Genomic DNA, 12,025 nt, shown 5'->3' with positions numbered 1-12,025 from the left:
CTACTCCTGCAATCTCCCCGCTGATACGGCCTTAAAACAGCTCCTCGTTGTGGCCGGGTGCTGCTCCATCGGGCCCATTCAGCAGGTGCGGCCCTTCATTCGCAACATTGCCGACGGCGCGGTTGACCGGCCGGATAGTCAGCTTGTCCACCACTTCTGCGCTGGTCATGCCAACATCTCCGTCTGCTGCCCAGGCCGAGAGATCCAACCAGTCACTGACTTCGTCGTCGGCAAGCACGCGCGGCATACGATGATGCAGATCCGCGAGCTGTCCCACGGCGTCGGTGGTGAGAATTGTGGCGGAGACGATATCGCCCCAGCGCGCCCACAGCCCCGCGACGGTGAAAAGCGGTGCGTCATCGCTGAAGCTGACGAAGTAGGGCTGGCGATTCTTCCACTCGTACCAACCGTTCATGGGGATTGCGCAGGGCAGGCTGTCCCGGAAAGTCGGTTTGGACTGCCAGGTTTCCGCACGAGCATTGAAGAAAGGTGTTGTTGGCACTTCGCGGGCCCACTGCGGAATTAAACCCCAGCGCACGGTGGCAGCAATGGTTCCTGTGCGGCCGGGGTGCTCGCGGGCAAGAGCAACTATTGGCATGGTCGGGCCGATGTTGTAGCGGGAGGTGGGCAACGGGCCGTCGGCACGCACGGGCGCCAAACCGGGAATCTCAGCCGTGGTGCTGAGCAGTTCTTCGGCGACTGTGAAATTGACGAAACGACCACACATACCAACTGATTGTGCCGTTGACTCCCCCTCTAGTCGAGGTATGGAGTGAAAGTGTTCCATAATTGGTTGTGTGTGTTCCCAAAATCAGAATTGGTCCGCCCCTACTGTAAGTGTCGACGGTGCCGAGGCCGGTCGACAGCCTTTTAGCGCCACGGTGCAGATTGCCGGCTCGAAGTCGATTACGAACCGTGCCCTTGTCATCGCGGCGATATCTTCGACACCATCGGTTATCCATGGTGCTCTGCGCTCTCGCGATACCGATCTTATGATTCGCGCACTGCAGGCCCTGGGAACTGACATCAGTGCCGACTCGACATATTCGGGTGCCCCGAACCACACGCTCCGCGTCACTCCACGCATGCTCCGCGGTGGTGTTGTGGAATGTGGTCTCGCAGGTACGGTTATGCGCTTCGTGCCACCTATCGCAGCTCTTGCGCAGGGGTCGGTGTTCTTCGAAGGCGACGTAGAAGCCAAGGCTCGCCCGATGTCGGCCGTGCTGGATGCCCTGCGCAGCCTCGGTGTGAACATCGCGGGCAATGGGCTTCCCTTCACGGTCAATCCGCAGGGTCCGAATCAGGGCAACCGCCTCGGTGACTCGGTCCAGGAGCAGGATCTGCCGGACATCGGCGGCGAAGTGGAAATTGACGCTTCGGCTTCGAGCCAGTTCGTCTCTGGTCTGTTGCTGTCAGCACCACGCTATGGCCGTGGCCTGGTACTTCGCCCGACCGGTGAGATTCCTTCCCGCCCGCACATTGACATGACCCTGGACATGCTTCGCGAGGCCGGTGTGCAGGTCGAGGAGACCACGGCCGACACATCTGAGGGACCACGCACAACGTTCACCATTCACCCGACCGAAATGATGGGTCGTACTTGGCAGGTCGAGCCTGATCTGTCCAACGCCGCCGCTTTCCTGGCCGCTGCGGCTGTCACTGGTGGCAGCGTCACCGTGCCCGACTGGCCAGAGCACACCACGCAGCCGGGCGACCGCATCCGCGAGATCCTCACCGCTATGGGCGCTACCGTGACGTTGAACCGTCACGAGAGTGGCCGCACCAGCCTCACCGTCGTGGGCCCAAAGCCGTCGGAGCTGCGCGGAATCACGATGGACATGTCCGAGATTGGCGAGCTGACCCCCACTGTCGCCGCCATCGCCACCTTGGCCACTACCCGCACCGAGCTGACGGGTATCGCACACCTGCGCGGTCACGAGACCAACCGTCTTGCCGCGCTCACCACGGAAATCAACCGTCTCGGCGGTCGCGCGACCGAGCTTGACGACGGCATTGCGATCGACCCCGTTCCGCTCCACGGTGGTCTCTGGCACAGCTACGCCGACCATCGAATGGCCACCGCTGGTGCCATTGTTGGCCTGCGCACGGAGGGCGTGAAAGTCGAAAATATCGGTACCACTGCTAAGACCATGCCTGGATTCGACCTGCGCTGGCTGGAGATGCTCGGACTGGCCTCCCCCAGCCCTAGTTCGTTGGAAAAGTCAGCCGAAGCTCGAATTGATGGTGTGGACAACGGAACCGAGGCAGGGAAATAACAGTGGCGGCACGCAGGCGTGGACGGCAATGGGACGAGTCCGATGTACGCATCCGCCCCGGTAAAGGGTCGCGACCACGGACGAAGGATCGCCCCCGCCACGCAGATGCCCACTGGGGCATGGTGGTGACCAAGGATCGTGGTCGTTGGGGTGTAGTCCTCGATAACAACGCTGATGTTGCAGTGACATGCATGCGTGCCCGCGAGCTCGGCCGCACCAATATCGTTGTCGGTGACCGTGTCGGTGTCGTCGGCGATGTCAGCGGCCGTGAGGGCACACTGGCCCGCATCGTCAAGCTGGCAGAGCGCAGCACGGTTTTGCGTCGCACCGCCGATGACAATGACCCGTATGAGCGCATCGTCGTGGCCAATGCCAGCCTGCTGCTCATTGTGTGCGCAGTCGCCGATCCTGAACCTCGCACCGGTTTTGTCGAACGCGCGCTGGTCGCGGCCTACGCCGGCGGTGTCCGCCCCGTGCTCTGTCTGACTAAATCCGATCTGGCCGACCCAGAGGAATTTGCCGGGGAGTTCTCGGCACTCGGAGTGGATGTCGTTGTCTGCGGTATTAATGATGACTTGGCTCCCTTGTCAGAGCTCATCGATGTCCCCGGACGAGTGACAGCTTTGGTTGGGCATTCCGGTGTGGGGAAATCGACCCTTGTCAACCGGATTGTTCCTGAAGCCAACCGTGAGACCGGCGAAGTCAGTGGTGTGGGTAAGGGCCGCCATACCTCCACGCAGTCGGTGGCGCTGATGCTGCCGTCGGAAAGCGAAGACAGCGCGACGTCGTGGATTATTGATACCCCGGGCATTCGTTCCTTTGGTCTGGCTCATGTGACACCGGAGACGCTGCTGGCGGCGTTTCCAGATATCCAGGCAGCGACAGATGAATGCCCACGTGGTTGCACCCATTTGGGGCCGCCCGCGGATCCAGAGTGCGCCCTCGACAAGCTGGAGGGAGTTCAGCACCGTCGAGCGATGGCCGTGCGTCGCCTGTTGAGCGCCATCAGCGACAACGAGGATTGGGAGCTGGACATTGAAAGAGACTAGCCACACCGGTTCTGTGGAGACGCCCTCTGAAGCCTCGGCTGGAGCTGAGGCGGACAACGCGGGCTCCGGTCTCTACCCCGCTCCCGGCAGTTGGATTCGGCTGTGTATCTACACGCTTATCGTGGGTCTTGCGACAGGACTCGGCGCAGCCGGCCTCGCACTAATAATGCACGGCATCGAGTACGCAGTTTACGGACAACATGAGGGCGACGTAGCCGTCGTGACCGATGGCACCACTGGCCTCCAGCGCTTTGTCGGAATTGTGTTGGCGGGACTGATTGCAGGGCCGGTGTGGGCAGCGCTGCGCACAAAGGCCACGCCCATTGAGAGCGTTGAGGCAGGCATGAACGGTCGACTCATGCCGGTGTGGTCAACTCTTGTCAATGTGTTTTTGCAGATGGCGACCGTCGCTGCAGGTGCATCCATGGGACGCGAGAATGCCCCGCGTGAGCTCGGTGCGATGGTGGCCTCGCAGATGTCGCATCGACTGCGCATCGATCCGCTACACCGCCGTATTCTGGCCGCAGCAGCAGCCGGTGCCGGCCTGGGGGCGATTTATCACATCCCGTTGGCTGGAGCGGTTTTCTCGTTGGAGATTCTGCTGGGCTCGCTGAGTATTACCGCGGTGATGGTGGTGCTGGCGTGTTCAGCCATTGCCACGGTGACGTCGGGCATCGTGGTCGGCAGTAGCCCGCTCTACAGCCCAATTAATCTCTCGGACGGCTGGGGCAACCTCGGGGCAGCACTGCTCATCGGTGTTATCTGCGGTGCCATCGGCTACGCATTTCGCATTCTCAGCTCGCGGATGTCGGACAAAGCACCGACTGGCTGGCACTCTGCCTGGGCCATCCCCCTCGCATTTACGCTGGTTGGTGTGATTTCACTGTGGGTTCCAGAAGTCTTGGGCAATGGCCGTATCGCTGCGACCACAGTTCTCATGGACCGCCCGCTGCTGGGTTTTGCAGTCATCCTGCTGATTGCGAAAGCTATCGCGGTTCTCGTTACTTTCCGTTCTGGTGCCGTCGGTGGTCTCTTGACTCCCGGCTTTGCCCTTGGCGCGCTCAGCGGTTTCATCGTCGGCTGCTTCGTACAGCCATTGATGCCCTCAGTTCCGCTGAGCGACTTTGCGATTCTCGGCGCGGCGGCCTTCCTGTCGGCGTCCATGGCAGCCCCACTTTTCGCACTGATCGTGACCGTGGAGTTCACCGGCCAGAATTCCTCGGCTTACTTAGCACTCTTCCTCGCTGGTGCAACTGCGACGCTGACCGTGACCATGATTCGCGCCTGGCTACGGCTCCCCCACAAGCAATCAATGCCATGGAACCGCGAACCAGCAGTCGCGGCTGTGGTCCGCAAGCGGGCCGAGGGCTAACCGCGCGCAACAGTGTGCGTCGAGCGACCTGTGTAGGCCCGGACAATTTCCCGGGCACCTGGGCGAAGACGGCGGAGCATTCGCAGGCCCGTCGCTAAGCCCTTGCGTTGCGGGGAACTGGACTGGAGCTCCGCTTCAACCTGCGGATACTTCTTGAACGCCGCCTCCGAACGTACCTCTGGGGCGTTGTCCGGGTCAGCGACTAAGAAACGATCCGGCAGCGACAACTTCAGCAGCGTGCGCTGGACCTGGAAGAACTGCTTCGGGAACGACCCCGTGTTGTATGGCAGGTCGTATTCCCGGCAGATTTGCTGAACCTGCTTCGAAATCTGCGCAAGCCTGTTGGATGGCATGTCCGGGAACAGGTGGTGCTCAATCTGGTAATTCAGATTTCCTGAGAGCACCGACAGCGCCAGCCCACCGTGGAAGTTCGCCGAGCCCAGCATTTGGCGCAAATACCACTCACTCTTGTCCTCGGTGTTGTACTGCTCCTTGGTGAAAGTCTCGGCATCATCCGGAAAGTGTCCGCAGAAGATGACCGCGTAGGCCCAAAGATTACGGGCGAGGTTGGCCATCATGTTCGCAAAGGCCACCTCACGGTAACGCGGACCCGCCATCGCCGGGAAGAGAACGTAGTCCTTGAGCACCTGGCGCCCCGACTTGTTGAGCACCTCCATGAGCTGCGGTCGGGCCTCATCCCAGGATTTCTTGCCGGCGAACACGCGCCCGAGCTCGACGTCATAGAAGGCCACTGCCCATTGGAAAAGGCTGGCCAACGCCACGTTTGTCACCGGCTGCAGCAGCGTCGATGGCTTCCAACGGCGGTCACGAGTCACCCGGAGAATGCCATATCCCACATCGTTGTCCATACCGAGCACGTTGGTGTACTTGTGGTGGACAAAGTTGTGGGAGTGCTTCCACCCGCTGGATGGGCAGGAATTGTCCCACTCCCAGGTGGCCGAGTGAATCTCGGGGTCATTCATCCAGTCCCACTGACCGTGCATGGTGTTGTGGCCGATTTCGAGGTTTTCCAAAATCTTTGCCAGCCCCAGCGCTGAGGCACCCGCCCATTTGAAACCCCAGTGCGCGGTGTTCTTCCACGACTTCGGCAGCATCCCTAGTTTGTTCAGGGCCATGCCGGCTGTCGGTACCATCAGCAGACCTCGACCAGTCACCTCAAGGGTGCGTTGAATGCGGATGAGCGTGCGGATGTAGCGAGCATCCTTCTGCCCCAGCGAATCGCGGTGTTGCTTTTCGATTTCCGCAAATCGACGCCCAATCTCTGCGACGTCTTCTTCGCTCAAGTGCGCATACGATGCGATATCAGAAATTGCCATGGGAAGGGTCCCAACTCCTTTAGGTAGTTTCTCCTGGTTAATACAGGTTGAGATAGATGTGGGGCGAACTTACAGTTCGATACGCGCGTGCCCCGCCGGCGCACAGACGCACGTTCGGACCCGCTCCCCCGCCACAAACGTCGCACCGGTGCGGATGTCCCGCGCTGCGCCGTCGGAGAGCTGCTGCACGCACGTCGCACAAATTCCCATCCGACAGCCGTACGGCAGGTCAACCCCGACGCTCTCGGCCGCCTCCAGGATGGTGGTTGCACCGTCTACGTCGATATCGCCTCGGCTGCCTAAACTCACCGTGCCGCCGACCTCCCCTGCCGCCGAGCGGTCAACGGTGAAACGTTCCGTCCGCAGCCCGGGAAACTCCGGCTCAAGGTTTTTCAGCAGTTCAACCGGACCACAGGCGTAGGCGCTTGCCGACGATGCCAGCGCTCCAAAGTCAGCAATGATGTCGGTAACCGCCGCAGCGTCAATCCGCGGCTGCGTCTCCGTATTCCGGGCATGCAGGCGATACTTCAACGCGCTAGTAGCGCTGCACTGTTCCAGCTCGCGAAGCTCATTGACAAACACAGCTTCTGCCTCGCCGCGGTAGGAGTGAATGTGCTCGACTTCCACTGAGGCATTGCGAGCTGAAAGATCACGCAGCATCGAAATCACCGGAGTGACGCCGGAGCCTGCGGTAACAAACGCAATGCGGGCTGGGAGCGGCTCCGGAAGATAGAAGTCTCCAGCCGGGGCAGCGAGGCGGACGACAGTACCCGGCTTTACATTGGCGACGAGGTGTTGGGACACGTAGCCGTCGTTGAGCGCACGGATGTTGATAGTCAGCAGCCCGTCATGAGGCCGCGGCGCATTTGTCAGCGAGTAGGAGCGCCACAGGTATTTCCCCTTGACCTCTACGCCGACTCCGATGAACTGGCCTGGCTTGAAGTCTGTTGGCATCCCCCAACCCGGACGGATTATCAACTCTGCTGAAGTAGGAGATGTGGGATTAATGGCCTCAATCTGACCGCGCAGCTCGCGACTTGACCACAGCGGATTTAGCAAATGCGTGTAGTCATCGGGCAAAAGTGGCGTGGATAAATGCTTGAATACCCGGGAAACTCTGGTCTTAAGTCCCATTTTTGGCCCTCCTGACTATCACGGGCGAACACGCAATAACACTGTTCATCAGCAGGCATGCCCCACCCGATTCATTATTACGTGTCCGTAGGTTACTTAGACGTAGACTACGGAGCGGTAAGTTATTGGTCAAGAGAAACAAATGGTTTTGACACAAATAGCGAAATTGTCATTACCCCCACTCCCGTGCGAAACACCCCCTTTGACATGGAGCTTATCCACACAAAACAATCCCGCCTTTTATACCCCCGCTGAAAACACTTGTGCCATACAAAAAAGGGGCTGGGTTCCTAAACCCAGTCCCCTTCTTTAACGCCGAGCACGCGCTACTACAGGAAGTCGACCACCATGCCGAGCTCAGCTACGTCATACCACGCCAGCGGGATCTCCAGCGCGTCGCCGACAGTGAGCTCCGCATCCTCGTCACCGAGATCCGCCTTATCGACGGCATCAATCGCAGCCTCAACCTTGTTTTCCGCCTCTTTCACATCAATGTGGAGCGCTGCAACGTCGGCAAGCGAAATTGGGCCGCCGACCTTAACCACGGCATCTCCCATATCCGACTGCGGCTCCGCCTCCACATCAACGGAAATGACCACTCGACGGTGCGGGAACTTCTCTTCTGCGGCATCGAGCAGACGGAGCGACGCACGCGCAGCCTCATCAAAGGCTACGTCTGCCAGTTCCTCATCATCGCCCTCAGTAAAGAAATCGCGCAGCGATTCAGTGACAGCAAAGCCCCAACCACCGCGGGCGTGGAAGAGCTCATCCTCCTTCAGCGCCTCAAGCATGGAGAAAGTCGCTGGGATATAGACGCGCATTAGAACTCGCCCTCGAGACCCAGTAGACCGGCAATCTCGACCACTGCGCGGTCGAACTGCTGATAGAAGACTCCCACCATGCCGTTAGAGACGGCCGCATGGATGTTCTCAATCGAATCATCTACCAGCACGCAGTCCCGTGCCGGCAGTTCAATAGCCGCAGCGGCTGCATTAAAAGCCTCTGCCGAAGGCTTCTCATGGCCAATTTCACCAGAGAGCACAACTGCGTCTACCAGGCCCTCATCTTCGAGCTTGCGAATCGGATCCGCCGATGGGCCACCTGGGTCATTCGACAGGACTGCCAGGCCAACACCATTTGCACGCGCCTCTACCAGCAAATTACGCCAACGTGCCTGGTCTTCATCCGTGCCGTCAAGGACACCACAGTAATCGATAATCATTCCGCGCATGGCCTGTAGTTTATCGCATGACCTGCACGTTTGCCTTTTTTCCAGTTCAGCGTGTTAATTGGCTGTTCGTTACGCCCAATTGTAGGCGACCAGAACGGCCTTGACGGAAACCGATAGGACCATTAACAGCGAAACACTCAGCCCATTTCGCGACTGCGCCTTCTCCCCAATCCCCCCCCCCACGCCGGCCGTGAATTCCCCTTCACAAGCTGCACACTTAAAGCACTTGTAGGACAATGGTCTTCAGCAAGGGGGAACTTGCCAATGGAGCGTTTTAGGGGGATTAATCCATGGCACCAACGTCTCACGTACCAAAATCTCAGACACCGATGCCTTACGCGCTGTCGCACGCCGCTGAGCACCGCTCCAGTGGCAGGGAATCCATTGAACCGGCAACGGGCTTTTCGCTTCTCCACACAATTCAACTCGGCCAGTCAGCTAATGCCGCCGCCTCTCAAACCGCAAAAGTGGCACCGACCTACAGCGGATGCTCGGCTGCCACCGGAGCCGCTGTCATGACGGCATTACCGCCCGTCGCGGCCGCTCCTGCTGCAAAAAAGACGCCGCAAACACCGCACGTCGTCCAGCACTGTGAACAGAATCTGAGACAGGAGCTTGGCACGATTACTCGCCGCGTCTTCGACATCATCGCGGGTCGCAGGCGAGTCAACGATCTACGTCGCATCAATATCGACCCGATTATTCACGCTGCGATACTCACGCTGTCGAAGAACACCAGCCTCAAGGGTGTCGCGTTGCAATCCTTTCACGCCAGCGCTTCCGCGGACGGCAAGAAGGTCGAGTTCCTGGGTAGTTGCCGTGTCGGTCCGCGCGTTCGCGCGTTCACGGGCACTTTCCGCCGCGGAACAGCAAAAACGCGGCCATGGACCATGACCGCGTTTCGGGTGCTTTAGTGCTTAGCGACGGCGCTTGCGAGCCGCCTTCCGACGCTGCGCTCGGTTGCCCTCAGACTCTTGATCCACGCGCTGCTGCTCTGCACTGCCGTCCTCGCTGGGACCGGAGTAGGTCATCTGCTGATTTTGCTCAGCAGCTTCCGTCGGCAGAGCTGGAGCCTGATTCTCCTGTCCCTCAGTGTTTTCCACTGCGGGCATAACCTGCTTACGGATTAGGAACAGCTGACGAACCGATTCTTCCTTGATGCCGTCCATCATCGCGGTGAACATGTCGTAGCCCTCACGCTGGTACTCCACCAGCGGGTCAGCCTGGGCCATGGCGCGCAAGCCAATGCCCTCCTTGAGGTAGTCCATCTCGTAGAGGTGCTCGCGCCACTTCTGGTCCATGACGTTCAGGATGGTGAAGCGCTCGATGTTGCGCATCTGGTCGTCGCCGCCAATTGCGGAGACCGCATCCTCAAGCTGGTCGTAGCTGGCCGAGATGTCCGCGTGCAGAGCCTTGGACAGCTCATCGGCCGAGAGGTCACCCGGGGTACCGAAGTCAGAGCCATCAATGAGCTCTTGCGCGGTAAACGTCGGGCTATAGAGCTGCTCAAGGGCATTCCACAGCTCGTCGAGGTCCCAATCCTCCACGTAACCGTCAGCGGTGGCACCGTTGACATACGCATCGACTACGTCGTCCTGCATGTCACGGACCTGAGTCTTCAAATCCTCACCTTCGAGGATGCGACGGCGCTCAGCGTAGATGACCTTACGCTGCTGGTTCATAACCTCGTCATACTTCAGAACATTCTTACGGATTTCGAAGTTCTGGCTTTCCACCTGAGCCTGGACGCTCTTAATGGAGTTGGAGACAACCTTGGAGTCGATAGGAACGTCATCCGGGACATTCAGAGTGTTCATCAGCGCTTCCATGCGCTGACCGTTGAAGCGAACCATGAGATCATCGCGCATGGACAGGTAGAAGCGGGTAACACCCGGGTCACCCTGACGACCGGTACGACCACGCAACTGGTTGTCAATGCGGCGTGACTCATGACGCTCAGTACCCAGGACGTAGAGGCCACCGGCCTCACGTACCTTGTCAGCTTCTTCCTTCGACTGCTGACGAACACGCTCAATCTCAGCGTCCCACGCCTCTTCGTACTCTTCCGGAGTTTCCACCGGGTCCAGACCACGAGAGCGCAGATTCAGGTCAGCGATGATGTCCGGGTTACCGCCCAGCACAATGTCAGTACCACGACCGGCCATGTTAGTTGCCACGGTAACGCCTCCGAGACGACCCGCCACTGCGACAATCTCAGCTTCCTTCTCGTGGTGCTTAGCGTTCAGCACAGAGTGAGGAATACCTTCGCGCTGCAGGAGCTTGGAAAGGTACTCGGATTTCTCAACTGACGTCGTACCAACGAGAACTGGCTGGCCCTTTTCATGGCATTCGCGGATGTCCTCGACAACAGCGGCAAACTTTGCCTCCTGCGTTTTGTAAATCAGGTCGGGCAGATCCTCACGCTGCTTCGGGCGATTCGGCGGAATCGACATGACATTCAGCTTGTAAATCTGGTGCAGCTCAGCCGCTTCGGTCTCAGCCGTACCGGTCATACCGGACAGCTTGTCGTAGAGGCGGAAGTAGTTCTGGAGCGTAACGGTTGCCAGCGTCTGGTTCTCGTTTTTAATCTCCACCCCTTCCTTGGCCTCAATTGCCTGGTGCATGCCCTCGTTATAGCGACGGCCTGCCAGCACGCGACCGGTGAACTCATCGACAATGAGGATCTCACCATTGCGGATAATGTAATCCTTGTCGCGGGTGAACAGCTCCTTGGCCTTCAGGGCATTGTTCAGGTAGCTGACCAGCGAGGAGTTTTCCGGAGCATACAGGTTGGCAATACCCAGCTGATCCTCAACGAATTCAACGCCCTCTTCACGAATACCGATGGTGCGCTTACGCTCATCGACTTCGTAGTGAATGTCGCGCTTCATACGCGGCACAATCTTGGAAAACGCCAGGTACCAGTGCGGATCGCCATCTGCCGGACCGGAAATGATTAACGGGGTACGGGCCTCGTCAATCAGAATCGAGTCAACCTCATCGACGATGGCAAAGTGGTGCCCACGCTGCACCAAATCGTCGAGCGAATGCGCCATGTTATCGCGCAGGTAGTCAAAGCCGAACTCGTTGTTCGTGCCGTAGGTGATGTCGGCAGCATAGGCCTTGCGGCGCTGGTCCGGACTGAGCTCAGAGAGAATCACGGAAGTCTCAAGCCCCAGGAAGCGGTGGACTCGACCCATCCACTCCGCGTCACGCTTAGCCAGGTAGTCATTAACCGTAACGACATGAACACCCTTGCCTGCCAACGCATTGAGGTATGCGGGCAGCACACAGGTCAGGGTCTTACCTTCACCAGTACCCATCTCGGCAACGTTGCCGAAGTGCAGTGCCGCACCGCCCATAACCTGGACGCGGTAGTGCTTCTGCCCCAGCACGCGCCAGGATGCCTCGCGCGCCGTGGCGAAAGCATCCAGAAGCAAATCGTCTACATCGGCACCGTCAGCCAGCTGCTTCTTAAACTCCTCGGTCTTGGCACGGAGTTCATCGTCTGAAAGAGCTGCGTACTCGTCTTCCTTGGCGATGACCTGATCTGCAATATTGCCAAGCCTCTTGACAGCGCGGCCTTCACCAATGCGGAGCAACTTGCTGAGCGAAAACACTAAATT

The 12,025-nt window shown here is 59.1% G+C and carries 10 protein-coding genes; 4 read left to right on the top strand and 6 right to left on the bottom strand.

What is annotated here, in order from left to right; translation table 11 throughout:
• Positions 1–31: 31 nt before the first annotated feature.
• Entirely contained in the window at positions 32–727 is a 696-nt protein-coding gene (locus HMPREF2681_RS01430; RefSeq protein ID WP_070545770.1) for an SOS response-associated peptidase, read from the bottom strand.
• A 70-nt stretch (positions 728–797) separates the two neighbouring features.
• Here HMPREF2681_RS01430 and aroA point away from each other — a divergent pair, with 70 nt between their 5' ends.
• The 3 genes from aroA to HMPREF2681_RS01415 are packed head-to-tail and all read left to right on the top strand — an operon-like array spanning position 798 to position 4,697.
• Positions 798–2,276: a 3-phosphoshikimate 1-carboxyvinyltransferase gene (aroA, locus tag HMPREF2681_RS01425; RefSeq protein WP_070545768.1), complete on the top strand. Its 1,479-nt coding sequence runs from the start codon at positions 798–800 to the stop codon at positions 2,274–2,276.
• A gap of 2 nt (positions 2,277–2,278) precedes the next feature.
• Complete coding sequence (gene rsgA / locus HMPREF2681_RS01420; RefSeq protein ID WP_070545764.1) at positions 2,279–3,325, top strand: ribosome small subunit-dependent GTPase A; 1,047 nt, start codon at positions 2,279–2,281, stop codon at positions 3,323–3,325.
• Positions 3,312–4,697: a chloride channel protein gene (locus HMPREF2681_RS01415; protein WP_070545763.1), complete on the top strand. Its 1,386-nt coding sequence runs from the start codon at positions 3,312–3,314 to the stop codon at positions 4,695–4,697. Before rsgA ends, HMPREF2681_RS01415 begins: the two co-directional genes overlap by 14 nt.
• On the opposite strand, the gene HMPREF2681_RS01410 is transcribed toward HMPREF2681_RS01415, so the two are convergent.
• The 4 genes from HMPREF2681_RS01410 to HMPREF2681_RS01395 all read right to left on the bottom strand — a co-directional run bounded on the left by HMPREF2681_RS01410 (position 4,694) and on the right by HMPREF2681_RS01395 (position 8,399).
• Positions 4,694–6,034, bottom strand: a complete 1,341-nt coding sequence (locus HMPREF2681_RS01410; RefSeq protein ID WP_070545760.1) for a fatty acid desaturase family protein — start codon at positions 6,032–6,034, stop codon at positions 4,694–4,696. The genes HMPREF2681_RS01415 and HMPREF2681_RS01410 overlap by 4 nt on opposite strands.
• Positions 6,035–6,103: 69 nt before the next feature.
• Positions 6,104–7,168, bottom strand: coding sequence for a flavin reductase family protein (locus HMPREF2681_RS01405; RefSeq protein ID WP_070545757.1), 1,065 nt, complete (start codon positions 7,166–7,168; stop codon positions 6,104–6,106).
• Between the two features lie 329 nt (positions 7,169–7,497).
• Positions 7,498–7,989 carry a DUF6912 family protein gene (locus HMPREF2681_RS01400; protein WP_070429792.1) on the bottom strand — a complete coding sequence of 164 codons (492 nt, stop codon included), beginning with the start codon at positions 7,987–7,989 and terminating at the stop codon, positions 7,498–7,500.
• Positions 7,989–8,399 carry an HAD-IA family hydrolase gene (locus HMPREF2681_RS01395; RefSeq protein WP_038627918.1) on the bottom strand — a complete coding sequence of 137 codons (411 nt, stop codon included), beginning with the start codon at positions 8,397–8,399 and terminating at the stop codon, positions 7,989–7,991. Before HMPREF2681_RS01395 ends, HMPREF2681_RS01400 begins: the two co-directional genes overlap by 1 nt.
• Before the next feature lie 290 nt (positions 8,400–8,689).
• Here HMPREF2681_RS01395 and HMPREF2681_RS01390 point away from each other — a divergent pair, with 290 nt between their 5' ends.
• The gene (locus HMPREF2681_RS01390; RefSeq protein WP_049172812.1) at positions 8,690–9,313 is read left to right on the top strand and encodes a hypothetical protein; all 624 of its coding nucleotides are present in this window, start codon (positions 8,690–8,692) and stop codon (positions 9,311–9,313) included.
• A gap of 3 nt (positions 9,314–9,316) precedes the next feature.
• On the opposite strand, the gene secA is transcribed toward HMPREF2681_RS01390, so the two are convergent.
• Positions 9,317–12,019 (bottom strand): preprotein translocase subunit SecA, encoded by a 2,703-nt coding sequence (secA, locus tag HMPREF2681_RS01385; protein ID WP_070545755.1) that lies wholly within the window; start codon positions 12,017–12,019, stop codon positions 9,317–9,319.
• Between the last annotated feature and the right edge of the window lie 6 nt (positions 12,020–12,025).

The sequence above is a fragment of the Corynebacterium sp. HMSC064H12 genome (genome assembly GCF_001809925.1).
Lineage (GTDB): Bacteria > Actinomycetota > Actinomycetes > Mycobacteriales > Mycobacteriaceae > Corynebacterium > Corynebacterium jeikeium_D.
This window is presented reverse-complemented; position numbering and strand designations above follow the sequence as displayed.

Excerpts from the sequence above, each read along its gene's own strand:
- HMPREF2681_RS01430 (WP_070545770.1), bottom strand. The coding sequence starts at position 727 with ATGTGTGGTCGTTTCGTCAATTTCACAGTCGCCGAAGAACTGCTCAGC.
- HMPREF2681_RS01390 (WP_049172812.1), top strand. The coding sequence starts at position 8,690 with ATGGCACCAACGTCTCACGTACCAAAATCTCAGACACCGATGCCTTAC.
- HMPREF2681_RS01410 (WP_070545760.1), bottom strand. The coding sequence starts at position 6,034 with ATGGCAATTTCTGATATCGCATCGTATGCGCACTTGAGCGAAGAAGAC.
- HMPREF2681_RS01400 (WP_070429792.1), bottom strand. The coding sequence starts at position 7,989 with ATGCGCGTCTATATCCCAGCGACTTTCTCCATGCTTGAGGCGCTGAAG.
- HMPREF2681_RS01395 (WP_038627918.1), bottom strand. The coding sequence starts at position 8,399 with ATGCGCGGAATGATTATCGATTACTGTGGTGTCCTTGACGGCACGGAT.
- HMPREF2681_RS01405 (WP_070545757.1), bottom strand. The coding sequence starts at position 7,168 with ATGGGACTTAAGACCAGAGTTTCCCGGGTATTCAAGCATTTATCCACG.